This window comes from Pseudoalteromonas sp. P1-13-1a (genome assembly GCF_001401875.1).
GTDB lineage: Bacteria > Pseudomonadota > Gammaproteobacteria > Enterobacterales > Alteromonadaceae > Pseudoalteromonas.
In genome coordinates this window covers 12,179-38,099 of the sequence record NZ_LKDV01000028.1, presented here as the reverse complement: position 1 = coordinate 38,099, position 25,921 = coordinate 12,179, and the positions used below count along the sequence as shown (strand labels likewise).

Here is a 25,921-nt window from a genome sequence, read left to right as displayed (position 1 = left end):
CTTGAAATTAAAAATAACTATCAACAATGTTCAGCATCTAGCTAAGCTGCAAGCCAATTTTGACCTGTCTGAAAATAAATTATCTTGTATTACTGGTAAGAATGGTACAGGAAAGACCACCCTTATTCGAGCAATAAAAAATTTAGCAATAAACAATACTTTTCAAGAAACAGCTGCTCCATATATTTTTAATACTGAAAGTTCAATAAGTTATCAGATCGAAGGGTTTGACCAGATAGACTTTATATATAACCGATTTTTGAAAATAATAGATAGCAACCAACATATTCCTGATGAAATTCGCTCAATGATAAGTGTCGAACTTCCTATACCTCATGGTGAAAGGTTCAACCACTTTAGCCGTTTGGCAGATATTGACGAAGAATTAAGAGCAAGCATTTCATTAGGTACTTATACTAGACCTAATGAACTAATTGATTTTTTAACAAAAGTTTATTGCGACGAACGGTTCGAGAATCTTAAACAAGCAATAATAAAAAAAAATACTTACTACTTTATCCTTAAGGATGAAAAAGAACGGTTTTACATCCGCGAAGACTATTTTAGTTCAGGTGAGTACTTCGTAATAAACTTATATAAACAAATGCAGCAAAGAACAAAGCTTATTGTCATTGATGAGATTGATATATCCCTAGATGCAAGTGCTCAAGTTAATCTCGTTAGCCTTCTCCGCAACTACTGTAAACAATATAAGATTAATATTGTTTTTACGACTCATTCTCTTGCGTTAATGAAAACCCTTGAAAAAGGTGAGCTTTACTACATGGAGAAGACTTCCTATAAAAGTAATAATTTAGTATCTCTAACCCCACGTTCCTACAACTTCGTAAAAACTATAATGTACGGATTTATTGGGTTTGACAGATATATACTTACTGAGGATGAGTGCTTAGAAGACTATATGAAGTTTTTAATATCAAGTGATGCTCAGCATATATTTTATAAGCTCCAAATTGTCTATGTTGCAGGCGGTAGCCAAGTAGTTGACCTTATGGGAAGAAATGTAGCCGATAAATTCCTTTCTGAACCTGAGAATGTGATTTCAGTTCTAGATGGAGATCAAAAAGACCAACGTTATATTAAAAATAAGAGCAATATAATGTTTTTGCCTTTTTCTAATATTGAGAAAGTTATTTATGAGCTATACGAAAGCAATGATGAAAGGATACCAAGAGTAAGCTCTATCGAAGGAGGCACTCCCACAAAACGAGCTAAAAATCTCTTTTGGAAGCTTACTAAAATACATGCTGGAGAGCAGTTAATGTCAAAAAAAGCAATCTATGCACTACTCCAAGAACTAAACCCAGAAGGCGTAAATGAGTTTAAACAATATCTAATTGATTTTGTTAATCCAACTTAAAATACAAACATACATTCTGGGAAGCCTATATATTGAGTGTTCTAGCTCAGACTTAGACAATTTTTATAATGCATTGTTTGCAATGCTTTTATATAAACTTATTTTTTTCACTTACAAGCTCTATATACACCAGTACCTCTTTACAGTTCGTAACCCTAACCCTGCCCTTTCCGCAACTTGCTTCTGAGTAGGCTTTTTGTCTGTTTCTATTATTAGCTCTTTAATAGCTTTCGCCACAACTTCCTGAGAGTTATTTCGCTTTTTAGCAGCCGTACATTTAGCAGCTTTACTCTGCCTTTGCCTTATTTCATCACTTGATAGCTTAACTTTTGGCTTGGTACTTAAATACTCTGGACAGTAACCAAGCAACTCTTCTAAGTACTCAGCTAAAGTTTCTTTTCTGTAGTTATAAGTCGTTATTTTGGCGGTTTTTGTCAAACCTTCTAACTCTTCGAGTGAGAAGCCAATAAGTTCATCATTTAATTTTATTAGCTTTTCAAATGCAGTCTCTTTATTTAAATGCTGAAAGGCAACAAATAGGATGAAAGCGGTTTTGTCACGTTTGCCTTTAGGCACCTTACGTAACTTTCGAAAATGAATTTGGATGGTGTTTATACACTTTAGCCACCAATCCTTGATGTTGTGCCCGTAACGCCTCTGAATTTGTCGTTTGGCTTCATTACTTTTAGGTTTAGATGGCAACCTAACTACTGTCGATTCTTCTTTTATTTTTAATTTATCTCTTAATGACCCCAAGTTTAGATAATTTATTAACTCTTCGAATTCGTATTTAGGGCCACCAGCTAAAAACCTTGCTTGCAAACCTGTCGTTCCATGCACAGAGCCTGGTATTCGTAGGTTTCCATTAAGTCTTTTTGATGCTGTAGAATCAACTTCCCATTGGGAACTTATACCATTTAAACTATCAATATAAATTTGGGCTATGCTCTTCCACAGCTCCTTATTCGTTAGTGAAGCATCTACTGGCTCGTATACCCAGTATAAATGTAACCCTCCAGAACCAGAGAAAACGTAACCTGTAAATGGCGGTATTTTCTCTCTTTTGAAAATTTGCATGACCTCACCAATTAAGACTTTCTCAACCTCTCTGACTTTTTTTCCATAGATAACCTTTTTGATATCTATGTCTATCCAATTAGCTCTTAAAAGGGCTAAATTTGATACTCTAGGCCATTCATAAAACTCATTTGGACTAAAGTAAATATTTACTGCTTCACTTTTACAATTCAATACACCTTGAACATACCGACTTGTTTTTCGCTTGAATGTTTTTAAATCTGTGACGCTTTTCGATCTACGATTTCCCAGTAAAAAAGTCCTGTAGCCTGATTCGTGGTTTTTACTGAAAAGTGCTCTTACATATTTTGGTGAATGAAAGTCTATTAAATCGTAAAAGTCCTTTGGCGAGGCAATAGCGTACTCTGGCCACGACAAAGGTGGCCTTTCTTTTAAGGCAAGCATATAATTTGAAGATGCAAAGTGCGGTTGGGGTATCGCCGGTCAAGCTGCCCCTTTCGCCTTCCTTACATCTTCACCCCTTCAAAACGAGCTAGCCATTGCTCAACCGTTTCCCGAATGAACAAACGAGATTTGCCTAACTTTATTGAAGGTGCGCTAAACGCTGTATTTGATAGCTTTCTGGATTTTCGCCAGCTTCTATTGCTTTAAATTGAGCACTAATTCGGTTGTGGATTGTGCGAGGTGATAATTGTAGTAGCTCAGCTAAGTCTTTAACTGAGATAGTTTGAGATGATGACATGACAGTCCTCCAATACGTTTAATGGAGCGAAGGGCATTGTTCATGCACGTATGCACGACGCTGCATATGCAGCCATGTCTTTCCTCTTTACGTATTGAAGGCAGCCATAAAGGCGCCTGTTTTCAGTCACCGAAGTGACTCCCTTCGCAGGAACGCAGCAAATGTGCGCATGTATGAATATAAGTGATGAAACGTGAACTATCAAGAGCTGTATTTAAAGAGTTGCTTTACCTCATAGAATTCCCATACTTAAGCATTGACTTACTATTTCTCTCCAATCAATTTAACCCAATGCTCTAATGCAGCTAACTTAATATTTTTATCTTTATGCTCCCATATCAATTTTTCTAAGAACGCCAATGCAATGTATTTCTCTACAGGAGATTCTGTTAACTCTCTTGCAAGCTTTCTTAGTCTGCTATTTGAAATATGCCTAATTTTGCTAGCAACCGTTTCTGGTTCACTACGCATAGAGCTATGATGATTCATTTATTTCCTCTTCCCTTTAACTAAGACTTGTCTGTTTTTATAAAATAAGACTGCGAAAAATATAACCAAGCTTATGATCATTATATTACTAGCGATCAATGCGCCCATATTAACCTCCAAAGCTTTCAAAATTAGCCGCACAGAGTATATGCCATAAGCCTATATTCATAAAACCAACCCCTTTTTATTGAGGCATCATGAGCAATATCCTCCTCTTTTAAAAGGGGCTACGCCCCCCGCTATGTCGAAGCGATAAATCGCTCGCTTCATAGCGGGGGGCTTGGTTTTTCGTAGCTTACACGCAGATTTTTATTTGCAGATTGCACATAGACAATTTTAACGCTAACCTAATAGTGAAATAGCCCAATGGGCATACAAAAAACGGCGCTGTTCAGCTGCCGACAACACGTAGTGAGGTCCCTCACTCTTTTCAATTTAATAGTCATGTCTCACGCCACATTTAAGGCGTTATACCGGCGCTCTCTGCTGCCGTTTTCACGTAAAGAGGAAATAAATTAAGGCGAGATCGGTCCGAGCCTTTCGCATGCGCGAAAAACAGGGGCGAATAGGCTTTAGTGTCGCTGAGTAACCTAGTTGCCAGTTAATCTTACAACCTAGGAGAACATCATGACTTTTAATGCAAATACTGAAGTCGCTTTATTAAAAGCACAAACAAAACTACGAACCCGTAAACGACGTAAATCATCCAAACTTGATAAATACCGCACTCACCTTTGCAAACTCTATGAAGCGGGTGCAAGCAAAGCTGAACTGCAACGCTGGCTTGCGATGAGAGGTGTCAATGTAGAATGGACGACTGTTAAAAGGTGGGTCGATAAAAATGCCTAAATTTGCGAAAGCTGAAACTCAAGCAAAAAATGTCATTAAAGGACTAACTAAAGCGCAACGCATAAAGTCTTTAGGTACTGCCAGAAACTATCTGCAGTCGCTAAAAACGGTTGCCAACTGGTCTAAAGATATCGGCATTAATGGCATTCAGGCTATGACTGTTCAGCAGGCACGTATGTACCTTGATTACAGAGCTGAGCTCGTTGGCCAAAAAGCCCTGGATATGGAACGCCAAGCGATACAAGCTATGATGCAATTAAACGGTAAATTACAACTGAAAGAAACACTCTACCGAGTAAAGTCATGTTTAAACGAGATAAAACGCTCTCGTGCTTACACTACTGAACAAGCTATAGCTATTTCACATAGGCAAACAGAAAGGAATCAACTCGCAACACAAATCGCTTATGCGGCCGGCCTTCGAGCTCATGAGCTGCTAACACTTGCCAAAGCTAATGAACGAGCTCCAGATAAACGCCCTGCCCTAGACTCAAAATGGCAAGGCAGAAATGGCGAACTTTACACAGTAGTTGGCAAAGGTGGATTGATTCGTCATGTGCTTATTCCCAATCCCCTTGCCTCTCAGCTCGAACAACAACGTTTAGCTAAACCAATCACAGTTGTAGACAGGGAAATTAACTATTCTCAGCGTTATAATATTGCTGGCGGAAAAAAATGGTCTGACTCTTTTTCAAAAGCATCTAACCGCGCATTACTTTTTTCTACTGGTGCACATGGCCTAAGGCATAGCTATGCGCAGGAAAGAATGGTTGAACTGAAGTGTTTAGGGTTTAAGTACGAAACGGCCTTGGAGACCGTTTCACAGGAAATGGGACATTTTAGAGCTGAGATAACTGAAGTATATCTGAGGTAATGCAACTTAGTAGAAATTTGCGTTTATCTTTGTATAAGAGTTCTACCATTCTAAGTTAAATGAAAGTCCCTTTTTCTTGCTTTTATGATGTTTAAAGTTTTCATAGGCATCCAAGTCAAATTCAGTAGCTGAAATTATTTCTTCTTGCCTCAAAGTAAGATAAATATTTTTTTCTATTTTATTGTAGTGAGTTATCAAATCTACAGATAAACTTTTATCATCACGATAACCACTCATGATAGGTATAAGGCATACCTCTTGGTCCACACCTTTATTCTCAGTTGGCTCTCCTGTTGAACTTACTCTTCCAATATACACTTGCCTATTTTTCAAAGTGAACATTAACAATTTTTTTTCATTAAATGCATCAAACAAAAGCCTATCAAGTGGGCTATCTTTTAAAATTTTTCCAAGAATTTTAGTCTGGTAGCGTACTCTAGCTTTTACATACAACCTCTGTACAAGACGTTTAAGATACTTGTCAGTTGCTCTATAAAGATAATAATTTTTTAGTACAAAAAATAAACCCTGATGGTTTATTCTACTCTGAAACTTATTTTTAAACCTAGACTGTTTAGTGAGAATAGAACCCATATCATCTTTGAGTAATTCTATATATATCTTGGATACCTTAATTTTAAACTTAACAATGGGGTAAACATAGGCTGTAATTATTGAAGTAATCGACACAGATAGAATCCAACTAAATTGAATAGCTACAAGCTTTTTATCGATGAAAATACTAAATTCGTTTGCTAGAAACTTGATAACATCAAAACTGTAACCATTAAGCTTAAGTGGAGGTAATAAGTTAAGTGCTATGCATAGAAAAAAAGAGCTAAGCGTTAGGAATAAGCCTGCTTTTATAGTATTCAAGTAAAGATACTGACCTTCCTGACGATGAAGTTTGTAATAACTTTCTATGTCACTGTGAATGTAAATGAACCCACTTACAAGTATTGGTAGGATTAGCAGCAAAAACATTAATTAGAGTTCACGATCCTCTCTGCTCTTTCAAACAGGTTCTGACGTTTCATATCTGTACTAACTTCCCCAGCATCAGCATAAATAGTACCTCGCCCTTCGACTTTGATACTGTTATACGAACCTACAGAGGCATTTCTTCTCACAGGTGCGTTTGTGCGCCTAAGACGCAAAAATTTATATATTAAAGCTTCAAGCATGTGTCTCTCCTCACAACAATTAAATGTACCACATAATTAGCAAATTTGAACTAAAATATTATAACCTACATAAAACAAGCTTATCCGACCAGGCACATAAAGCTTGCACTCTTTTTTCCATATACTCCTGCAAATTATAAACCTTTTGCATTCCTTGTAATTGGTGGTTGAGTATCTTCTCAACCACAATAGGATCAGCGCCGATATCATCGTCACCTAAGCGTGTAGCCATAGTTCTCCGTAAGTCATGTGGTACAAACTTTGGAACACCCAACTCTTTTTGTTTCCGATTTACTGCTCTTGAAAGTGAATGCCTATCAATGGGTTGTTCGCCTGGTGAACTATTGATGCAAGTGGTACTTGGGAAAACATACTTTGAGCCTAAATAACTGAATGAAGCTCTTAGTTCATCGAGCATAATGATCATATTTTGAGTAATTGGCACTTTGTGGATTCGATCCCCGCCTTTGTTTTGTTTTACTCTCTCATCAGGAATGGTCCAAATCATTTTTTCAAAGTCGAATTCATTCCACTGCGCTCCAGTCACTTCTATCGGCCTACAACCAGTAAGTGCTATGAATTTAAGAGCATAAATTACTTGAGTACTTACACCGAGCTTAGGCAAGCGCTCAAATACCTGTATCAATTCTTCAAACTCAAGAGCGCGTGTCCGCGGCTTTTCAATACCGCCAACGTTCTTTTTCTTTGCGGTGCTTATCGGATTGCCCTGCATTAGGTCACGCTCTACAGCGAAGTCGAACATCTGTTTGAGAATTGAAAGGGTTTTGTTGGCTTGAGTACCAGCTCCCCGGTCAGTGATTGGGTCTAATACTTTGCTTAAAATGTCTCGGCGGGTAATGTCTTTTAATTTAACGCCCCCTATCGCTTTTAGCACGTCTTTTTTTAACATACGCTCAACTTCTAGGGGGTCTTTGCGATTAACCTTGATATAGCGTTCTAGGAACTCTGTGGCCAATTCTTGTACCGTTGGCGCTTCGGCTTCTTGTTTTTGCGCTTTGGTTCTTTCCTTTTGTTCAAGGAATACATCTATTCCACGCGAAACATCGCCAATGTATTGCTTAGCAAGCTTTCTTGCTTCACTCACTGTTAAAACAGAAGATTTACCCAAGACTAATCTTCTTTCTTTGGAACCTCGGCCACCTAAACGATAGTACAGATAGAATACTTGGGAACGCTCGCCATCTTTATTCGGCTTACCAACATTTAGATAGAAACCTGAGATTTCAGTGTCGTTTATTTTAGTAATTTCTAAAGGAATATTATTAAGTACTGACTCCGTTAATTTTACTCTGATTGAGGCCATTTTTCGCACATCCAACACATAGTTAAAAAATTTATCGCACAGTTATCGCACCAACTAGTTCTAACTCACGATTTATCACGTTACTTCACTATGTATAATTTACAGCTCAATTATTAGCAACAGCAATAACTTAGGTTTTATTTGGATACTTCACGATAGGTCACATTTGGTCATGATTGTACACGTATAAACACAGTTAATTTTTATGGGGTGTCAGGGGTCGCAGGTTCAAATCCTGCCATACCGACCATTTAATCCCCTCTTTTCTCTTTTTCACTGTCATTTTTCTGTATTACCTTTTATACCTCGCATTAAATACTGTGTGTTTAAGGATGACTTATGAAAAAGCATAATATGTTAGCTCTGCTTTTATCTCTTTTTATTTCAAGCTTTGCGTTTGCCCAGGCTAGTTTTCGACTAAAAAACGGAAATCTATTAAGTGTGGGTAAAACTAAATCCGACATTGTAGCTCTGGTGGGTGCACCACTTTATAAAGATGTGCTTAATGAAGCTGTTGATATTGGCAAAGGTGACAATTTAGTTAAAACAGAAGAGTTTACTTATAAGCTAAAAGGCTCGATTGGAGTGATGTACATAGTATTGATCCGATTTGAAAATAATATTGTGACCAGTATTAGCTCAAAACAAGTTGGCAGGCTTTAAATATTTTAGAGTTCGTTATAAACAGTTAAAAGCGCCATACGGCGCTTTTAACTTTTTTTAGTGTGTACGCCCTACGCCGTTACGCACCATGTCTTTGCCGTTTTCGAACACTTCAGCTGTAACGCCTCGCGCCAGTAATAACTGTTGCTTATCGTCAAATACCGCAACAAAATGGCTGCCGTCTTTGTTACTTGTGGCCATACCTACACCAGCCACCCCTTTTAAACCTAAGCCGCCGTTTTCTACCATAACTAAAAAGTTCTCTAGTTCTGCTAGGTTGTCGATTATGTCGTGCTCGTTATTCATAAATTGCTCTTTATAAAATCTGCTTGGTTAATACCTATTCGTAGAATATAACTAAGCGAATAGGTAATAAATTACGTGGGCGCTATTTTAAAGCTCATTACATTAAACTTAAACCTTTATATAAAGCTTATGTGTGTAGCGCTTATGGTTAAAAGCGCTCTACATTTAATAATAAATTACTTAGCGCGCAGCCATACGGCTGGGTATTAACGCGGTAATAGTGGGTGTTTTTTGTGGCCGTTAAATTTATTAAAAGGTCATCTTGTTGCCCTACCGCACTTTGCTCTTGACTTAAGCACATGGCTTGTGTGAGCGAGCGTAGTTTTGAATCGGTTAAAATATTGGCAAAACGCTGCACCGGTAAAGGCGGTATTTTAACAGGTGCTAATGCTTGGCTAATGGTGCGCTCGCTAAGCTTAAACCCCGCATTAGTAATATCTATTACACTGCGAGCAGGCCAGTACGAGTAGTTATAGTTGTTTACTTTTTGCTGCGTACTTAAATGCGCCACGCCACTTTGCCCTATTACCGTCATTAAATCTCCTTTTTGGGATTTTATAACGACTAAGGCTGTATTTTCATCAATGCCAAAACCATGCTTAATAACAGCGTTTTGCTTAACGTTATTTAATGTATTGACTAGGTTTAGCGTTTGGTTTTGCTCACTAAAGCGAGTGCTCAGTGGCCCATAGGTAAACGTGTTTAACCCCTTAATTACAGTAGGCTGCGGGGCACTTTTTGCTTTTAATACCGTTTCGCTTTGATGCTGCGAAAGATAGACTTTTTCACTTTGTATTTTGCTTCCTGCACCTAGCCCTACAATAACAGGGCGAGTTTTAAGCGCGTTCGTCCAAGGGTAGGCAGTATTATTTTCATCATACAGTGCTTTTAAAGCATTTTTAGCCGTGCCGTCGCTAAATAAAACACCGGTGCTGGTATTTATTAAATTAACTAACGCCTCAACCCCATTATTACACAGTGTATACTCAGCCTTTGTAAGCTCAGGATAAACATTGCTGCGATTATACAGGTTCATTTGTGAATGACGCAGCGCCGGTAAATCACTACAGGTATTGTTAGTAATTGCTTTAGCAAGTGCAGGTGTAAGCGGCAACCATTGGCTGGTTACACCTTTTGGTAAAAGCGTTTTAAGCGCCTCTATTTGTGCGTATGGGTCTCGCTGTGCTGCACTAATAATTAATAAGGTGGGTGTTGGGTTTGCCACTTTTAAGCTACCCGCTATAAATTGCAATATACTGTTGCTTTGTGGTTCAGCTTTAGGCCGAGAGTTTGAATGGGGTTGTTCGAGCATATCAAACACAAAATTAAACTCTTGCTTTGTTAGGCTATTGAGTTGCTCGTTATTGATATCTCGCCATTGCCAAAGCAGCTCACTTTTAGAGAGTAACTTTTCATCTTTGCTTATAAGGGCGTCTAAGGTCGTTAATACGTCTGCTTTTTTAGTGGTATGACTCGAAGGCCAATTTAGCCTTATTTGTTTAATGTTTGCCTTCGATACCCGAAACACAGCTTTATTTTGCGCGTTGCAAGCGAGCGCCGTTTTTTCACTGCAACTATTAACTGCGCTACCGGCCAAAATTAGGGTTTGATCTTGCTGCTGGGCAGCCCCTTTGAATGAAAATAAAGTAAAAAAAATGAATATAAAGCTCATTCGCTTAATTAAAAAAGCACAGGTACGCATAACGCTCTCAAAGAAACCTAAATAGGCGTTAAGTTTAACAGCATGTAATAGCAGGCTAAATAGTAAATATGAGTGCTCTGTGATTGTTACACTTTAAAGTGATGTTGCATACACACTGACTGTTAATCACGAAGTCAATTTAGGTAATTAAAGTATGGCCTTGCGCGCAAACACTAAACCATGTTTAGTAACGTGAGCTACAAACTCTTTTGCAGGCATTGGCTTTGCAAAATAAAAGCCCTGAAACTCTGTGCAACCCATGTGCGCCATTACATCAACCTGTTTTTGTGTTTCTACGCCTTCGGCCACACACGCAATATCAAGCTCTTTACACATAACATGCACCGCTTTTACTAAACTTTTTTGTCTAGTAGAGCTGGTAACTTGGCTAATTAAAGAGCGGTCGAGTTTCAATTTATTGATAGGGTAATCGGCAAGACGTGCAATGTTAGAGTACCCAACACCAAAATCATCGACCGATACAGTAAAGCCCCACGACTGCAATGTTTTAATTAGCGTTAGCGAGTGCGCATGATTTGCCTCTAAAGAGGTTTCGGTCAGCTCTAATTCTATTTGGTGTGGCTTTACATTAAAGTCAGCTAAGTACTTTACGAGCTTGGCTATAAAATCAGTTTGGCTAAAGTCGAGCAACGAAATATTAATAGATACTGGCACAGTCGGTAAGCCTTGCAGACTCCAATCAGCAAGTTGCGAGCATACTTTTTGAATAACTAAATCTGTTAGGCGGCTAACCATTCTGTGCTCTTCAGCAATGGGGATAAATACTCCTGGCGATACAGTACCAAGAATTTTGCTATCCCAACGGGCAAGCGCCTCTAGACCTATGCATTTACCACTGGCAGTCACTTTGGGCTGGTAATGTACACTCAAATCGTTTTGCGTTAGCGCTTCATCTAATAGCATAGAAATTTCGTGTTTTTCTAAAAAGGCCTGCGAGCGTTTTTCGTCGTAACCACTTATCGGTTCGCACTTATTTGCGTGTTTAAGGGCACTTTCTGCATTTGCTAGTACCTCGGCACTTGAATGGTCTTGATCTGGGTAGCGCGCATAACCAAACAAAAAGTCTTGCTGGCTTCGCCCACTTTGCAATGCATATGTTTTGTCCAAGGTGTACTTTATGGCTGGTAGCACCTTATTTTTAACCTCACCTTCGCCTTGCACGCCTATTATAAAAGCGAGTTTACCAGTAGCCACATGAGCACATAAAAATGGCCCCTCAGGTATGGCTTTTAGGCGCTTGTATGCACTAATTAATAGCGCTTGAGCACTTTGCTGAGAAAGTTTTAATTTTAAGTATTCACTGTTTGCGGTTTGGGTCACCACAATATAAAAACCGTGGCTGTACTTGCTAATTAGTCGCTCGCATTGCAACTCAAACCAGTGCTCGTTAGGTAACTTGGTATGGGGGTTTGAGTACTTTAAACGTTTGTTTTCTTGCTCAGCCGTGAGTAAATTTTGCTTTATCACATGCTCTTCAGTGCAATCGTAAAATTCATATATGCGATAGTTTTTATTGATTGCCACAGAGTAACTAGCCCTTAAAAAGCGCTCTTTAAATTCAACAACTTGGCTTATATCATTTAAATAAAGTGCCAATGAGGGCAATAAAGCAGTTATTTTTATGTCCTTTTTACGTGCCATTGTGCTTAAGCCAAATAAGGCGTCGGCACATTTATTGGTATCGGTAATATTAAACTGCTCATCTACAATGACTTTGGCTTTATCTGACTCGGTAAAAAAAGTTTTATATAACTCGTTTTTATCTCTTAGTAATGTATTCGCTACGTTCATCGATTTATTTAAGCGCTTTGCAGCAACTATGGTGCGCGCTACTGCTAAAGGGATGCAAATATTAAAAAATAAAAAAATTAATCCCGTTATGTATAAGTCTGCGCTGGGTAATTGTTGGGCTATACCTGTGACATTTGATAAATCAACGTTATTCACAATCATATAAAACGGCACAATGTTTAGTATTGAATAGGCTATTGCTGTTCTGTAGCCAAGCAGCATAAGCGCAATAATTGGGCAAGAATACATATACATAGAGCCGACTTTAGCTAACTCTAAATCTGTTAGAAACAGGTTCATACACAGGCTTGCTATAACAATAGCAATCAATAAAGCGTGTGCACTTTGTTTATAAAACCGCTTACTTGCTAAAAGTAAGCCACCAGCAATCGTTAAAAAGCCAAAGGTAAGTACAAGTATATAGCTAAGGTTAAGTGCTAATGCGGAGCTAAACGTATGACAAGCGACAAAAAAGCACAACAGTAATACGAGGCTTGAAATAATGCGCAGAGCACTAATTCGCCAATGTGCCACTTCGTTGTCATGAGTATGTTGATCTGAAAGCAAAAAGTACGAATTAAAAAAGCGCATAGTTCATAAAGGTAGAATCACGATAATTTATTAAACATTTAAAAAAATTTAATATCAAACAATTGCGTTATAAAATATGCTTTACGCGACTAATCCCCTTACATTTAACCATTATCCTTACTTATTCTGCTGTTAGTCTGTTTTGCAAACAAGTTAGAGGCTATATCAATTGGGTAATTATCGTTTATTAGCTCACTAATAAATTCAGAATACCCAGATGGCGGCGCAATTAAATAGCTTTTATGCTTAGCACGTGTGATCCCTACGTACAATAAACGTCGCTCCTCAGAATGCTTAAAAGTATCTTGCGTGGGTAATAATGCCTCAACGAGTAAATTGCCAGGGTTATTGCTAGGAAAGCCTAACTTACCCTGCTCGAAACCTATAATAATACAGTAATCAGCCTCAAGTCCTTTTGCGCCGTGCAGTGTCCAAAAATGCAGTGGATTAGCAAAATTGTTACCTACTAAATGTTGCTCTACCTCATTAAGCATAAATCGATATCGGCTCAATACGGCAATACTGGCCGTACTATTATTTTTATTAATTGTGGCTATGATTTGCTGCACTTTTAGCGCTACTGACTTTTTACCTTGGTGTAAATCGTCAAGTAACACAACTTGAGGGGTGCTTACTTGCGTATGTGTAGTGATGTGCTTTTTATATTGTTCAGGGTTTTGCATTACAAAGCGCCCTGCCACTTCACTAATACTGTTGTTATATCTAAACGTTTTTTGCAATAACGTGAGTGAATGACTGCCTATTAAATCATTAAACCGTGTGGTCAGTGCCAAATTACCACCTGAAAATCGATAGATGGCCTGCCAATCATCCCCCACCGCAGTAAGGCAAGGTTGTGGACCACTTTTTATTAGCGTATTTAAAAGCGCCATACGTGCGCATGAAATATCTTGAAATTCATCCACTAAAATATGACGCCAAGGTACACTTACCTTACCCGATTTAACCGCCAATTCTGCGCTTGTAATCATGTCGTCAAAGTCTATAGCGCCTTGCTCTTTTAGTTTTTCAGCATATGCACGCTGCATAGCCACTAACAATGTTGTATAACGCTTATGATTTATAATGCCACTTTTAGCAATTCGCACTGCTATTTGCGAGCTGGATAAATGCTCTCCCCGTATTGCGCTTAGGCAGTTTAAGTATTTATTTATATTTTGCTTTAACAGCTCGGTTGCAGATAACCGCTCGTACACTGCATGGTTATCTAAGGGTTTAATGTTCACGTTATGTTTTTGTAGTTGCGTTTTTAAACGCTGCTCAAGCTGGCTTTCTTGCCAGTTATAGTGAAATGTTTGCACCAACATTTGGCCGTGTTTTTTATGGTGCGCCCGTACTGATTTAACATGCCCACTATTGTGCGATTTAGTAATGTTCTGAGCTGAATTACCTTGTCTATCTATCGCAAAATGTACCAAATAAATGTTGTGCTGTGGCAAGTAAAAATCGGCGGTGTCATCATTTTGGTAAGTGTGTTCAATTCCATACATATAAAGCCAATTGGCAATTAATAAGTGCTGATAACTGCTTACCTTTAACCCCGATAGTGTGTGATAGATTTGTGCTTTTATAGCGGTTTTAGTTGCGGTATTGAGGCTATCATTAGGTTCGTACAGGGTCTCAACAAAGGTTTTACAAAAACGTGAGTCTGTTTTTAGGGTGTTGCTAAGCCACTGGGTAAACCATTTATTAAGCGCCAACGCATCCTTTGCAAAAGGCGATAAGTTAAGCGTTTTATTATCGCTTTTAAGTAACTTCAGCCCCAGCGCATGAAACGTTAAAATAGTAGGCGGCGTAACATTTAAGTTTGCTTGCTGCACCCTTAAATTAAAGCGCTCAGTTAACTCGTTTGCCGCATTTTTATTATAAGCAAGTATTAATATGTGCTCGGGCTTTACACCCTCTTGGACTATTAAATCCAGAGCCTTTGCAACTATTACCGATGTTTTGCCAGTCCCTGCAGCCGCTAGCACTAAATTTTTATCGTTATTGCGTATAACGCCAAGGCGCTGCTCCTAGGTAAGTGGGTTAGATTCAATCACATTATAAAAATCGGCTCTTGCCGCTAGTGTTTTTTGCTCATAGGTTTTGCGCAGTTGCTCTGTGGCATGCGCTGCTGTTGGTGAGCTACTTAAAATAGTTAAAAACTTAATATCAGTGATCGATAAATACTGCTGCCAGAGTGAAGGTGAAGCCCCATACTGCTGTACCAGTGAAAACACCGCCGATTTTAGTACAGGCACATTTGAGTCGCGCAGGTACTCGTTTGTTGCATAGCGTTTTACAAGCGTTTTTGCTGTATTCACTTTTTCTTCTAAGTAATTGGAAAACACGCTGTTTAACTGCTCACTAAGTGTTTGAGCCTGCTGTTTATTTAAAAAGCTAATTACCGTTTTTGTACCATGGTTGAGGGTTATTTCCCCGCTGAAGAGGCCTTTTTTAAAGTGGGTAAAATTAGTAAAGTCGCTTATTAAATACGCGCGTGAAGTATTATTTTTAAAATGTATAACGAGTGAATTTTGCTTAATAGTAACGGTGCTAATACGTGTAAAAAAACGCCCTAGCCCGCTTGGGGTGGCAATAAACTGCGCCATAAAACCTTGAATAGACTGAAATTAAAAATAAATTTTACCATAGTTTAAATACCAAAGCGCGTTGCGCTTTAAAAGTGAGGGGTTAGCCAAGCAAGTATAAACGTTTATTATAAAGTGCCTGTATGCTGCGAACATTTAATGTTTATACGATGGTAAATAACCCCTAAAAAATAAACACACCTTATTTACTCCTAAGCAGGTGTTTAAATTTGCTTAAATTTCACGTTTGAATATTGAAGAAAGTGCACTATTGGTTTAATGTGAAGTTTTTATTAAACGAGAAATAATATGGATTTAACTAAGGAAGAGTTAAGTTTTATTTCGTCTGTTGTAGGCAGTAACAAGGACAATACAAACGATAACTCACAGCTTAGCTTAAGAACCACCTTACCCGATACACTAAAAGGTTTGTTGTCTCATGCTAAATTAACTATGTTAGCTGAAGTTGGGCATTATCAATTGTGGTTTCCGCTTGAGTTTAAGCTCAACGATGATGGTTACTTAAACCCCGTACTAAGTGCGCCAGAGGTTATTGATACCGAAGGTGTAGATAGAAGCTGGCGTTATTCTGATCTTAACCTACAAAGTGAGCGCTTTTATGTACTTTCGCTCTCTAGTAGTGGCGTGCTACTAAAACCCCGCGACCATCGCTACAGCCTTACCCACGCGCAACATATTACATTTAAACTACCCAATAAGAAAAAAGTCACTCTACTTGTAGATTTAGTCCGTAAAACTAACTTAGGCTATGCCGCTAAAATTGTCAGTATTAAAAGTGGTAAAGAAGCACTGCGTGAGTATTTATTCGAAAAACATAAACGCGAAAACGCCACCTTATATGAAAATACGTCTGACGTAACCGAGCATTTCTAGTTGCAGGCTTTTTCTAGCAACGATAAGCTAATGCCTTTGTAAAGCGATAAATTAAAGGCACACAATGAGCGACTCTTTATACCCAATCGGTACCCCCAATACACCTTGGAATAGCAGTGATAAAGCAGCATGGTTACAACTTCAACAAAAAAAGCGTGATTACAACCAGCTCGTTGTGAGTAAAATCAAGCAACCTAACGCGTTTTTACATGTTGAGCAGTACGGCGAGTTAGACTATTCACCACTTAAGTTTCCTCTTTATGCATATAAAAGTAAAAATTGGCAAAGTGATCGCCCAACCATCTTAATTACTGGCGGGGTGCACGGCTACGAAACAAGTGGCGTTATGGGGGCGCTGGCATTTGCTCATACTGACGTTCAAAAATATATAAATAATTTTAACTTTGTTATTGCGCCGTGTATTAGCCCCTGGGGCTTTGAAACCATAAACCGTTGGAACCCTGAGGCCATTGACCCTAACCGCTCTTTTTACGATAACAGCCCAGCCCAAGAATCAGCTGCTATTATGAAATATGTAACCTCGCTTAACACTGAGTTAGTTGCGCACATTGACTTACACGAAACCACAGACACAGACAACAGTGAGTTTAGGCCGGCCTTAGCTGCCCGCGATGGTAAACTTAACACTAACTGGAACATACCAGATGGCTTTTATTTAGTGGCAGATAGCAAAAAACCAGCCCCCGAGTTTCAAAAGGCCATTTTAAATAGTGTTGAGAAGGTAACCCACATCGCCCCTAGCGACGAAAATAATCAATTAATTGGTGTACCGCAGGAACAATTTGGCGTTATAAACTACGCAGCTCGCGAATTGGGCTTATGCATGGGCTTTACTGACGCCCCGTATGTAACAACAACCGAAGTATACCCTGATAGCCCAAGCGCCTCAGATGAGCAGTGTACTCAAGCGCAAGTAGCTGTTATTACCGGTGCGTTAGATTATTTAAAGTCACTTTAATTTTGCACTAATTTAAATTAGGAGCCTGCCATGAAATACAAAAATAAACATGCAGAGGTTACTCTATCCGTTGAGGGCAATATCGTGATTGCCCAGTTTAGCGGAAATTTAGACCTTGAGGTGTTAGCTAGCTTTAAAGCCGCTCTTTTTGAAACAGTCGCTGAATTTGAAGGTAAACAATGGGGTTACATAAGCGACTCATCGTGTGTGCTTGCGGCTACACCCGATGCAGAGGAAGAAATGGTTGCCATAAGTACACATATGCAACAGACTAACTGCTTAATAAGTGCATTTGTTCTCACCTCCCCTATTGCTATAAGCCAATTGCAGCGAATAATGCAAAACGCTAAACGCGATGTAGATTTTAACCAATGTTTATTTGATAACCTAGATGCTGCAAAACGTTTTATTTCATCGCAATTAAGTAATGGCGTGAGCTAACTTTAGCCCAAGCCATTGCTAGTTTTTATAAAACTGACTTGTTTTAGTAATGGCTATGTCTGGATTTTCATTAGCTGAAATAATAAAGCTCACTGGCGTTACTTTTTTTTCAATGTCGTAACCATCGGCGGTGACTGTAACCGGGATTTTCTTCATGAGTCCTGGTAATACCAAAATAGAGCTTGGCGCACTAAGCATAGCCTTTGGTAACCCTTCTATGGCTATGGCGTAATGCATTGGCTGCTGAGTTTTATTGATAATAGTGAGTGTATATGGGTTTTCTACTAAACCTTCATAATTTACACGGTACAAGGCGTTTCTGTCGCGCAGTACCGATGCCTCTATTGGCGTACGTTGCAACCCCCATGCAACCATAGAAATAATTAACACCCCTGTTAATACGCCATACCCCACTAATTTAAGCCTAAATGGATTGGTTTTTTTACCTTCGAGCTGTTTTTCGCTGGCGTATTTAATTAACCCTTTTTGATAACCAAATTTATCCATAGTGTCATCACAGGCATCAATACATAACCCACAATTTATACACTCATACTGCAAGCCGTTACGAATATCTATGCCCGCAGGACATACCTCTACACATAAATTACAGTCTACACAGTCGCCTAAATCAAGTGCTTTAGGGTCTGCTTTACGTTTACGGGGGCCGCGGTTTTCGCCGCGCTTTGCATCGTAGCTTACTACCAATGTATCTTTATCAAACATCACCGATTGAAAGCGAGAATACGGGCATGCCACGTTACACATTTTTTCGCGTAAAAAGCCAGCATTTCCATAAGTACAAAATGCAAATAAAAACACCCAAAAGCTCGTTATACCCGACCACTGCAAGGTAAACATTTCAAGGTATAAGCTTTTAGCGGGAATAAAGTACGCCATAAACGAGGTGGCCGTAAGCAGTGATATAACAAGCCACGCAGCATGTTTTGTTATTTTTTTACGCCACTTTAAAGCACTCCATGGCGATTTATCTAACTTTATACGCTGATTACGCGTACCTTCTATACGTTGCTCTACCCAACTAAACATTAACATCCAGATTGTTTGGGGGCAGGTATATCCACACCACACGCGGCCAAGCCAATTCGTGACAAAAAACAATGCAAAGGCGCCTACCATAAATAGCAGCGCTAAAATCATAAAGTCTTGTGGCAGTAAGGTTAAGCTAAAAATTGTAAATTTTTGCGTTGCTACATCTAATAGCACCGCTTGCTCTCCTTTATATTGTATCCAAGGTATGGCTATAAATGTGAGCATAAGTAGCCAACCTAAGTTACGCCTTATGCGCTGAAAAAAGCCTTTTTGTTCGCGAATGTAAATCGGGCCCTCTGTTTTGTAGGGCTTAATGAGCATGTCTTCTTCTTTAATATCAAACTTCATAGTACTTACTTAATAGTGACGGTATTAAGTATACTTTTGCAACTTTCAGACCAAGCTAAAACTTAATGTAAACACTTGATATAAAAGAATATTTTTTTGTACTTATAAATTATATTCGTGATATTTAACGAAACTCGTTAAATATCACGAATTTTTAGCAATACCTAGTTTACGCATTTTAGAACGAAGCGTGCTCTCTGGTAGCCCTAACTTACTTGCTGCGCCTTTATCACCGGATATTTGCCAATTAGATAGTTCAAGCACGGCAATAATATGCTGCTTTTGTGCTTCAGCAAGTGTTAAAGAGGCATTAACCACATTGCTTGTACCCGCTTGTAAGGGCTGGCTTAGCTTAAGTATGTCGTGCTTTGATAAAATAGCTTCGCGTTCGAGTACGTTTTGGAGCTCACGAATATTTCCTGGCCAGTCATAGGATTGCAATTGGCTAATCGCTTTTTTACTGAGACCTTTTAACTGCTTACCTAAACGCTTATTAAGCTGAGTAATTAAATTAGTACACAAATAAGGAATATCTTCTTTGCGCTCTCTTAGTGCCGGTACTTTAATAGGAAACACATTAAGCCGATAATATAAATCAATTCTAAAACTGCCTTTTTGCACCATTTGCCACAAGTCACGATTTGTTGCTGCCAATACTCTAATATTTACCCTTAATGTAGTGCTACCGCCTACGCGCTCAAACTCTTGTTCTTGTAATACGCGTAGCAATTTACTTTGCGCCTCTAATGGCAACTCAGCCACTTCATCTAAAAACAACGTGCCCTTGTCGGCCAGTTCAAAGCGGCCTTTACGTCGCTCGTTTGCACCGGTAAACGCACCGCGCTCGTGGCCAAATAATTCAGACTCTAACAAACTGGGAGTAAACGCTGCGCAGTTCACTTTTATAAATGTTTGATTACTGCGCTTACTTAACCGGTGTAAGTTACGCGCCACCAGCTCTTTTCCCGTGCCGTTTTCACCGAGTATAAGTACGGTGCTGTCGGTTTCACTAACAAGTTTGATCTGCGCCAGCATAGCTTGAAAAACATGGCTTTGGCCCACTAAACCTGAGCCTTGCCAGTCTTGGTTAAGCTCTTCAATTAAGTAGTTGTTTTCATCTTGTAGCTGCTCACTTAAGTGCTTAACTTGCTCAAGTGCTTGCTTTAGATCATTTTGTGTTTTTTTCTGCGCTGATATATCGCGAAATACCGCGACCGCACCTATTAACTCACCCTGCCTGTAAACTGGGGTAGATGTGTATTCTACTGCAAACGAGGTGCCGTCTTTTCGCCAAAATACTTCGTTTTTAACCTCGCGGCGTTTGCCATCAAACATGGTGCAATATATTTGGCATTCATCGGCTGGATAAGGAGAGCCATCGGCGTGACTGTGATGGTGATATTGATGTATTTTTTTACCTAATAACTCATCGGCTTTCCAGCCGGTCATGCGTTCAGCTGCTGGGTTTACAAACACCGCATTGCCCGATAAATCAAAGCCGTAAATACCCTCTCCTACCGCATTAAGTAAAAGTTTGGGGTCATTTAAAAACTGTTTTATCATTGCATCATCCTCGCGAAATATCACGATTATTATGCCACAAAGTGACGCGCTAAACAGTTAAATAAAGCGGCCTGTAATATAAGGCTTAAATAAAGTATTAATATCTATTTTTGCGTTTAACTTTGCCGCAATTAAATAAAGCCCAGCTAACTTACGGTGAATAAACAACGCATCAACCGGCGGTGTATGCCATTGCTGCGACTGTGCACTCAACTCAAGCCCCGCATTTTTAATATTCGTTGCTAAAGGGCTGTTTTTAAAATCAAACTCGCCAGTGGTTCTTAGCGGCTCACACGCCATTAAAAATAAGTCAATAACATGATTTTTATAACTATCTACAATATCATCTTTAAAGTAACCTATCTGAGTTGCGGCGGCTAACACGCCCGCCCTATTGTTTTCGGTGCCTGCAATAAATAGTGACAGGTAAGCCTTGCTCAACTCACTCGAAATCTCTCGGGTTGCCCCAAAATCAAATAACACAATTTGCTTACTCTGAGTCTGATAATGAAAATTAGCAAAGTTAGGATCCGTTTGAATTAGCTTAAACTCAAACATTTCTTTAAAAAATAAATCTATGAGGTTCGCTGCAATGTTATTTTGCTCATCTTGGGGTAAATTGCTAAGCGCTTCTATAGGCGTGGCTTGTACATACTCCATTGCCAAAATGCGTTTAGTGTTATGAGCGGCATATACCTTAGGCACTTTAAACTCAACATGCTGGCTTAGCAATTTGCCCACTTTTTTAAGGTAATGTGCTTCGCGTTCATAATCAGCCTCGGCAAGTAGCTGCGCTTTAGCCTCATTTATTAGTGGCTGTATATCAAGCTCTTTAGGGATTAAACGAGTAATGTTTAAAAGTGCAATAACATTATCTACATCGCTGTGCACACTTTGCGCTATACAAGGGTATTGAATTTTTACCGCCAGCTTTTCGCCATTTTCTTGATAAGCTAAGTGCACTTGACCAATAGAAGCCGCTGCAAAGGGGCTAAGTTCAATATGTGAATAACGTCCAAGCCAATCATCACCCCATTCATTTTTAAGTACCTTAATTAACTGCTTATGCGGCATTGGGTTTGCATCAGCACGAAGCAATGCGAGTAGTTGGGCGAGCTCTGGGCTTAATAGCTCGCCCGCATCCATAGATAGTAATTGTCCTAGCTTCATGGCCGCACCACGCAGGTGTGAAAGCTGTTCAGCTAGCTTTGCTATGTTTTTAGGTTGTAATAGTAAAGATTTATTATCCCAACCATTACCAGAGAGCGCACTTTTGGTGCCATCTATAAGCATGTTGGTTGCTACACCACCGGCTAAAGAGCCAAGCTTTGCAAATCGAGAGAGTCTTGAGGTGGGTATGCTGCGAGAAGCTGCCATTATAAAAACCTAATTAGCCTGGGTAACAGGCTAATTAGTACGTACGTTTTACTGTGCTCGATCTAATTAAGCACCGTTTAGGGGTAAAGCTACCGTAATCGGTGTGCTGTTCATTAAAGACGCGGAACTAATTTAATGGCCCCTTTTACTACTTTCATATCTAGGGGCAATTTACTTAATAACATCATTTTAGGGTCATCCATATTTAATGTATAAACAGGGTTAACCGCTAAAAAGGCGTTCATAACGTCCATGGCCTCATTATCAAGTGCCGCTAAATTACCTTTAAAACCCCCTGCATCCACGCTTGAATCTAGTAGTTTAATATTGCGTAAAAACACGGCTTTTTTTTCACTGTCGTAAAACGGGCTTCCTTCTATTTGCAGCTTTAAGCGTACTGGGTATTTTAGGGCAAAAGCATTTACCTCAGCACTTGAATCAGCGCCTAGCACCACAACATCACGGTTATCAGGGCCTATATCTACACTTAAATCGTTTACATCAAACTGCACGGGCAAGCCCATTAAGCTCACCTTTTCGCTTAACTTAGGCAGCTGATTACCTAGTACACTTTCTACCTCTGAGCTGGTAAATGAATAAACAGACACGCCTTGTGTAGAATTACACGCACTTAAAAGTAATGTGGTTAAAAACAGTAATAAAATTCTCATGCTCACCTATATCCTCGTTTAATTATAAAAAAGCCGCTTTAACAGCGGCTTTTATCATGCAATCCCCGTATTTAATACAGGCAAATTACATATTATGCTGCGAAAATCGTTTTAATTTTAGCAAGTGTGTCAGGCTCAACTGAACCCTTACTGAGCGCTAATAACTGCTTTAAATAATAGTTTAAATCAGCATGCTCACCACGGTGTTTGTCATCAAGCATGGCGACTTGCTCTGCCATTCTAAGCGCTGCATTTTGCGAGCTTACATTAGCAAGAATTTCCATTCTTGTAATAAGTTGCTCACTACTTAGCGACGTTGCAAGTGGCGCTTGAAACTGACTTGGTAATACATCGTTATTTTCAAGTGCATCAATAAGTGCTTCAAAATTAGCGCGTTGTGCTTGGCTTGTAAGTAAAGCGAGCTTTTCTTCAATCGCACTTAATAATGCTGCAACTTTTGGCACCAGCGATTTATATTGTGCGTAGCCTTTTACTTTGGTTTCAAGGTCATGCAATTGGGCTTTTTGATTTACTTGCTCAAGGGCATTTTCTAGCTCGGCCAGTTCTATTGCTGCTTGTTTATCTGTTTCGTTTTGAGCCAGCTTTTGCTGCTCAAACTCACTGCTACGTTTGCTAAAAGTTTCATCGTTATATTGACGAAACTTTTGCCATAGCGCATTTTCAGCTTTTAAACCTGCAAAACCTATACTTTGCCACTGCTGTTGTAATTGCTTTAGCTCTTGGCATGCAGCTGCTAAATTTTCACTTTGCGAAAGCACTGAGGCACGCTCCACTAAGGCACTTTTTTGTGTAGCGTTATCTTTATGATACGCATTTAATATAGCAAATACAGTTTGTTGCTGTGCTTTAAAGCTTTCATTTAATACGCGGTATGTTTTAGGGTCAACTTTACCTACGCTGCGCCACGCTTTATTTAAACGGTTGTATTGGCTTTCAAATTGCTTCCAGTCAAAGCTTTCGACAGTGGTGTCTTGCTCGCTTAGTGTTTGCATGTTGTTTATCAGGGCTTGACGCTGAGCTTTTGCCGCTTCACGCGCCACTTCTTGCTCGGCAAAGTAACTACGACACGGTGCAAATAACAGCTCTATGTTGCTATCAAACTGCTCACCTTGTTGCTTTTCTTGCTCTGTATCTAAACGGCCAAGCTCGTTCCAACGCTTACGAAACGCTTTAACTTGCTCAGCACGCTGCTGTGGGTCGTCACACGGTTGGTCGACTAACGCTGCCACTTCTTCAAGTAAGGCTTCACGTTTTGGTGCTGCCGCGTATTTTTGCCAATCTTTTGCTTCTGCAAGTTGCGCTTCTAAATCGGCTTTTAAGTTTACAAGTGGCTGCTGAAATTGCGGTGTTAATTTATCAAACAACTCTTCAAAGCCTTTAAATACACCAAATGCAACATTAAAGCGACCTTGTTCAATAAGGCGCTTTACATCGCGGGCTTTTCGTTTGGCGGTGCTTTGATTTTTTTCAAGCGGTTTTGTCAGCTCACTCATTTGCGCTAAAAACTGCTTTTTGTGCGCATTTAATTGCGATTTAAAGTTTTGCTGCAATGCCCCATCTAGCACATTTAGGTGGCTACGAGTTTCTTTAAATGCGTTATTAAAACGAGTTAAAACATCGTCGTAATCGGCTAGCTGCTGCGCAGTCTCTATGCCTTTTAGCTCATCAAACGCAATTTTAAATTGCGCAATTGAGCTACTAAGCTCGGGTAATTTAGCTACTTGGTTGAATAGTTTTTCAAGCTTAATAATAACCTGCTTAGTTTGGGGATTATCGCCGTGCTGCGCATCGGTTAACGTCTGCTTAGCCTGTGCTACTTTTGCCTCTAGCCAATCTTGCTGAATTTGCTCAGGGGTTTCTAAACCTAACTGTAATGCATTTTCAATTTCTTCACTTAGCGCCTCTAACGTTGCCAGTGCAAGCAGTTGGCGCTGTTGCTCTGCTAAACGCTGCTGCTGTTGTTCGTGCTGTGCTTTTAATGTTGCAATATGTGCATCGAGTTTATCAGTAATGCTGATGTATTTTTTATCTAACTCTTTAACGTGATCTTCGCTTAACCATTTAAGCTCAAGCGCTTGCCACTGCGCCATTAATTCACCGGCTTGTGGGTTTACTATGGCGTAATCGTTTTTATCTCGCAGGGCGTTTAGCTTTGCTAAAATAACGCGCGTTGCGCTTTCTACCTGAGCAGGCATTTCAATCGCTAAACGCTCGTTTTCACTATGTTGCTCTAGCTGCTGCTTTGCATCACCCTTAGCATGTTTTACTAATGACTTAACAAGTTGATGCGTTATAACTAGCTCTACAAGTTGACTTTGAAGCTCTTCGCTACCTTCTTTGAATGCTTTTTCAATTAATTTAGGATTTGCTAAACGCTTTAAAAGTTTAACGCGTACTTGCAGCTCTTTCTCAGCAAAGGCAAGTTTTTCAAGCGTTTTAACTGGCGCAAAACGGTCTATATACTCACTTTTTATTTGTGTGCTCAGTGCGCTTTCGTTATTTAACACAGCATTTGAAATTTGAATTTCAGCTACATCTTTTAGCACCTGATCTTGTTTATAAGCTTTCCACCACAGTGCTAAGTTATTTACTTTTTGCAGTGCTTTACGGCGTATTTCGGCTGAATTATCTTCCAGTGCTAATGAACTTAAAATTGATGCGTCGCGCTCTACATCAAGTTTTTCAATAGCGTCTAGACGAACCTGTTGCTTTGGGTGTTTCCACTTAGGTGTAAAAAGGTGTTTAAAGATCATGTTCACTAAACCTAGCTATTTCGTTTTCAGATTTAAATTCTTTTTGTAATTGTGCTTTTGTCTTTTGGATCATTTCGCCATTAGCGCCAATAGTAAATTGCTCGTTCGATTGCGCTATTTTAGCTTGGTAAAGCATAACAAGTTGCACCGTTTGTTGCTTTTGCTCATCAGAAAGCGGCGTACCATCGGGCCATTTACCCGTTGAAGCACCATACTGTAAACGCTCAAATAATTCGGGGGTGATATTTTGTACAAGGTTGTCAATATTCATG

24 protein-coding genes and 1 pseudogene are annotated in these 25,921 nt (G+C 39.4%); 7 read left to right on the top strand and 18 right to left on the bottom strand.

Translation table 11 applies throughout. From position 1 onward, the window contains the following. Position 1 precedes the first annotated feature (1 nt). Positions 2 to 1,381 (top strand): AAA family ATPase, encoded by a 1,380-nt coding sequence (locus AN391_RS15575; protein WP_055016253.1) that lies wholly within the window; start codon positions 2 to 4, stop codon positions 1,379 to 1,381. A 120-nt stretch (positions 1,382 to 1,501) separates the two neighbouring features. Here AN391_RS15575 and AN391_RS15570 read toward each other — a convergent pair whose 3' ends face one another. From AN391_RS15570 to AN391_RS15565, 3 genes are all read right to left on the bottom strand, one after another. Beyond that, a complete protein-coding gene (locus AN391_RS15570) occupies positions 1,502 to 2,863 on the bottom strand; it encodes a hypothetical protein (protein ID WP_055016252.1) in 1,362 nt (453 codons plus the stop codon). A 139-nt stretch (positions 2,864 to 3,002) separates the two neighbouring features. Next, entirely contained in the window at positions 3,003 to 3,161 is a 159-nt protein-coding gene (locus tag AN391_RS20560; protein ID WP_152967908.1) for an HTH domain-containing protein, read from the bottom strand. 264 nt (positions 3,162 to 3,425) lie between these two features. After that, positions 3,426 to 3,650, bottom strand: coding sequence for a hypothetical protein (locus AN391_RS15565; protein WP_055016251.1), 225 nt, complete (start codon positions 3,648 to 3,650; stop codon positions 3,426 to 3,428). A gap of 627 nt (positions 3,651 to 4,277) precedes the next feature. Between AN391_RS15565 and AN391_RS15560 the strand changes: the two genes are divergently transcribed. Together AN391_RS15560 and AN391_RS15555 are read left to right on the top strand one after the other, a co-directional pair. Next, complete coding sequence (locus AN391_RS15560) at positions 4,278 to 4,499, top strand: hypothetical protein (RefSeq protein WP_055016250.1); 222 nt, start codon at positions 4,278 to 4,280, stop codon at positions 4,497 to 4,499. Beyond that, a complete protein-coding gene (locus AN391_RS15555; protein ID WP_055016249.1) occupies positions 4,492 to 5,373 on the top strand; it encodes a site-specific integrase in 882 nt (293 codons plus the stop codon). Before AN391_RS15560 ends, AN391_RS15555 begins: the two co-directional genes overlap by 8 nt. Positions 5,374 to 5,415: 42 nt before the next feature. Here the strand turns inward: AN391_RS15555 and AN391_RS15550 are convergent, their stop codons facing one another. From AN391_RS15550 to AN391_RS15540, 3 genes are all read right to left on the bottom strand, one after another. Further along, complete coding sequence (locus AN391_RS15550; protein ID WP_152967907.1) at positions 5,416 to 6,249, bottom strand: hypothetical protein; 834 nt, start codon at positions 6,247 to 6,249, stop codon at positions 5,416 to 5,418. A 107-nt stretch (positions 6,250 to 6,356) separates the two neighbouring features. Further along, positions 6,357 to 6,557 (bottom strand): hypothetical protein, encoded by a 201-nt coding sequence (locus AN391_RS15545; RefSeq protein WP_055016247.1) that lies wholly within the window; start codon positions 6,555 to 6,557, stop codon positions 6,357 to 6,359. 58 nt (positions 6,558 to 6,615) lie between these two features. Further along, entirely contained in the window at positions 6,616 to 7,881 is a 1,266-nt protein-coding gene (locus AN391_RS15540; RefSeq protein WP_055016246.1) for a site-specific integrase, read from the bottom strand. 339 nt (positions 7,882 to 8,220) lie between these two features. Between AN391_RS15540 and AN391_RS15535 the strand changes: the two genes are divergently transcribed. Then, entirely contained in the window at positions 8,221 to 8,544 is a 324-nt protein-coding gene (locus tag AN391_RS15535; protein WP_055016245.1) for a DUF2845 domain-containing protein, read from the top strand. A 57-nt stretch (positions 8,545 to 8,601) separates the two neighbouring features. Here AN391_RS15535 and AN391_RS15530 read toward each other — a convergent pair whose 3' ends face one another. The 6 genes and pseudogenes from AN391_RS15530 to AN391_RS20780 all read right to left on the bottom strand — a co-directional run bounded on the left by AN391_RS15530 (position 8,602) and on the right by AN391_RS20780 (position 15,570). Continuing rightward, positions 8,602 to 8,850 carry a hypothetical protein gene (locus AN391_RS15530; RefSeq protein WP_055016244.1) on the bottom strand — a complete coding sequence of 83 codons (249 nt, stop codon included), beginning with the start codon at positions 8,848 to 8,850 and terminating at the stop codon, positions 8,602 to 8,604. 148 nt (positions 8,851 to 8,998) lie between these two features. Then, complete coding sequence (locus AN391_RS15525; protein WP_235576494.1) at positions 8,999 to 10,522, bottom strand: cyanophycinase; 1,524 nt, start codon at positions 10,520 to 10,522, stop codon at positions 8,999 to 9,001. Positions 10,523 to 10,699: 177 nt separating this feature from the next. Beyond that, positions 10,700 to 12,955: a bifunctional diguanylate cyclase/phosphodiesterase gene (locus tag AN391_RS20435; RefSeq protein ID WP_082429337.1), complete on the bottom strand. Its 2,256-nt coding sequence runs from the start codon at positions 12,953 to 12,955 to the stop codon at positions 10,700 to 10,702. A 104-nt stretch (positions 12,956 to 13,059) separates the two neighbouring features. Next, positions 13,060 to 13,449, bottom strand: coding sequence for a 3'-5' exonuclease (locus AN391_RS20930; protein WP_327077830.1), 390 nt, complete (start codon positions 13,447 to 13,449; stop codon positions 13,060 to 13,062). Positions 13,450 to 13,737: 288 nt separating this feature from the next. After that, positions 13,738 to 14,976: pseudogene (locus tag AN391_RS20925) on the bottom strand (UvrD-helicase domain-containing protein); the annotation flags it as partial. Positions 14,977 to 14,991: 15 nt separating this feature from the next. Next, on the bottom strand, positions 14,992 to 15,570 hold the full coding sequence (locus AN391_RS20780; protein ID WP_235576492.1) for a hypothetical protein: 579 nt from the start codon (positions 15,568 to 15,570) through the stop codon (positions 14,992 to 14,994). A 288-nt stretch (positions 15,571 to 15,858) separates the two neighbouring features. Here AN391_RS20780 and AN391_RS15510 point away from each other — a divergent pair, with 288 nt between their 5' ends. The 3 genes from AN391_RS15510 (at position 15,859) to AN391_RS15500 (ending at position 17,863) form a co-directional block, all read left to right on the top strand. Continuing rightward, positions 15,859 to 16,443: a hypothetical protein gene (locus AN391_RS15510; protein WP_055016242.1), complete on the top strand. Its 585-nt coding sequence runs from the start codon at positions 15,859 to 15,861 to the stop codon at positions 16,441 to 16,443. Positions 16,444 to 16,507: 64 nt separating this feature from the next. Beyond that, positions 16,508 to 17,422 carry a M14 family metallocarboxypeptidase gene (locus tag AN391_RS15505; RefSeq protein WP_055016241.1) on the top strand — a complete coding sequence of 305 codons (915 nt, stop codon included), beginning with the start codon at positions 16,508 to 16,510 and terminating at the stop codon, positions 17,420 to 17,422. 30 nt (positions 17,423 to 17,452) lie between these two features. After that, positions 17,453 to 17,863 carry a hypothetical protein gene (locus AN391_RS15500; protein ID WP_055016240.1) on the top strand — a complete coding sequence of 137 codons (411 nt, stop codon included), beginning with the start codon at positions 17,453 to 17,455 and terminating at the stop codon, positions 17,861 to 17,863. 18 nt (positions 17,864 to 17,881) lie between these two features. Here the strand turns inward: AN391_RS15500 and ccoG are convergent, their stop codons facing one another. The 6 genes from ccoG to AN391_RS15470 all read right to left on the bottom strand — a co-directional run bounded on the left by ccoG (position 17,882) and on the right by AN391_RS15470 (position 25,920). After that, a complete protein-coding gene (ccoG, locus tag AN391_RS15495; protein ID WP_055016239.1) occupies positions 17,882 to 19,264 on the bottom strand; it encodes a cytochrome c oxidase accessory protein CcoG in 1,383 nt (460 codons plus the stop codon). A gap of 144 nt (positions 19,265 to 19,408) precedes the next feature. Next, a complete protein-coding gene (locus AN391_RS15490; RefSeq protein ID WP_055016238.1) occupies positions 19,409 to 20,827 on the bottom strand; it encodes a sigma-54-dependent Fis family transcriptional regulator in 1,419 nt (472 codons plus the stop codon). A 57-nt stretch (positions 20,828 to 20,884) separates the two neighbouring features. Then, positions 20,885 to 22,204, bottom strand: coding sequence for an AarF/ABC1/UbiB kinase family protein (locus tag AN391_RS15485; RefSeq protein WP_055016237.1), 1,320 nt, complete (start codon positions 22,202 to 22,204; stop codon positions 20,885 to 20,887). A gap of 113 nt (positions 22,205 to 22,317) precedes the next feature. Then, positions 22,318 to 22,875: a DUF1439 domain-containing protein gene (locus AN391_RS15480; RefSeq protein ID WP_055016236.1), complete on the bottom strand. Its 558-nt coding sequence runs from the start codon at positions 22,873 to 22,875 to the stop codon at positions 22,318 to 22,320. Between the two features lie 92 nt (positions 22,876 to 22,967). Further along, a complete protein-coding gene (locus tag AN391_RS15475; RefSeq protein ID WP_055016235.1) occupies positions 22,968 to 25,649 on the bottom strand; it encodes a DUF349 domain-containing protein in 2,682 nt (893 codons plus the stop codon). After that, a complete protein-coding gene (locus tag AN391_RS15470; RefSeq protein WP_004587239.1) occupies positions 25,639 to 25,920 on the bottom strand; it encodes a YeaC family protein in 282 nt (93 codons plus the stop codon). The genes AN391_RS15475 and AN391_RS15470 overlap by 11 nt, the downstream gene beginning before the upstream one ends. Position 25,921: the final 1 nt, after the last annotated feature.

Bases quoted from the DNA above. Each gene is read 5' to 3' on its own strand.
- AN391_RS15570 (WP_055016252.1), bottom strand. From the start codon at position 2,863: ATGCTTGCCTTAAAAGAAAGGCCACCTTTGTCGTGGCCAGAGTACGCT.
- AN391_RS20560 (WP_152967908.1), bottom strand. From the start codon at position 3,161: ATGTCATCATCTCAAACTATCTCAGTTAAAGACTTAGCTGAGCTACTA.
- AN391_RS15565 (WP_055016251.1), bottom strand. From the start codon at position 3,650: ATGAATCATCATAGCTCTATGCGTAGTGAACCAGAAACGGTTGCTAGC.
- AN391_RS15560 (WP_055016250.1), top strand. From the start codon at position 4,278: ATGACTTTTAATGCAAATACTGAAGTCGCTTTATTAAAAGCACAAACA.
- AN391_RS15555 (WP_055016249.1), top strand. From the start codon at position 4,492: ATGCCTAAATTTGCGAAAGCTGAAACTCAAGCAAAAAATGTCATTAAA.
- AN391_RS15545 (WP_055016247.1), bottom strand. From the start codon at position 6,557: ATGCTTGAAGCTTTAATATATAAATTTTTGCGTCTTAGGCGCACAAAC.
- AN391_RS15540 (WP_055016246.1), bottom strand. From the start codon at position 7,881: ATGGCCTCAATCAGAGTAAAATTAACGGAGTCAGTACTTAATAATATT.
- AN391_RS15535 (WP_055016245.1), top strand. From the start codon at position 8,221: ATGAAAAAGCATAATATGTTAGCTCTGCTTTTATCTCTTTTTATTTCA.
- AN391_RS15530 (WP_055016244.1), bottom strand. From the start codon at position 8,850: ATGAATAACGAGCACGACATAATCGACAACCTAGCAGAACTAGAGAAC.
- AN391_RS15525 (WP_235576494.1), bottom strand. From the start codon at position 10,522: ATGAGCTTTATATTCATTTTTTTTACTTTATTTTCATTCAAAGGGGCT.
- AN391_RS20435 (WP_082429337.1), bottom strand. From the start codon at position 12,955: ATGCGCTTTTTTAATTCGTACTTTTTGCTTTCAGATCAACATACTCAT.
- AN391_RS20930 (WP_327077830.1), bottom strand. From the start codon at position 13,449: ATGCTTAATGAGGTAGAGCAACATTTAGTAGGTAACAATTTTGCTAAT.
- AN391_RS20780 (WP_235576492.1), bottom strand. From the start codon at position 15,570: ATGGCGCAGTTTATTGCCACCCCAAGCGGGCTAGGGCGTTTTTTTACA.
- AN391_RS15510 (WP_055016242.1), top strand. From the start codon at position 15,859: ATGGATTTAACTAAGGAAGAGTTAAGTTTTATTTCGTCTGTTGTAGGC.
- AN391_RS15505 (WP_055016241.1), top strand. From the start codon at position 16,508: ATGAGCGACTCTTTATACCCAATCGGTACCCCCAATACACCTTGGAAT.
- AN391_RS15500 (WP_055016240.1), top strand. From the start codon at position 17,453: ATGAAATACAAAAATAAACATGCAGAGGTTACTCTATCCGTTGAGGGC.
- ccoG (WP_055016239.1), bottom strand. From the start codon at position 19,264: ATGAAGTTTGATATTAAAGAAGAAGACATGCTCATTAAGCCCTACAAA.
- AN391_RS15490 (WP_055016238.1), bottom strand. From the start codon at position 20,827: ATGATAAAACAGTTTTTAAATGACCCCAAACTTTTACTTAATGCGGTA.
- AN391_RS15485 (WP_055016237.1), bottom strand. From the start codon at position 22,204: ATGGCAGCTTCTCGCAGCATACCCACCTCAAGACTCTCTCGATTTGCA.
- AN391_RS15480 (WP_055016236.1), bottom strand. From the start codon at position 22,875: ATGAGAATTTTATTACTGTTTTTAACCACATTACTTTTAAGTGCGTGT.
- AN391_RS15475 (WP_055016235.1), bottom strand. From the start codon at position 25,649: ATGATCTTTAAACACCTTTTTACACCTAAGTGGAAACACCCAAAGCAA.
- AN391_RS15470 (WP_004587239.1), bottom strand. From the start codon at position 25,920: ATGAATATTGACAACCTTGTACAAAATATCACCCCCGAATTATTTGAG.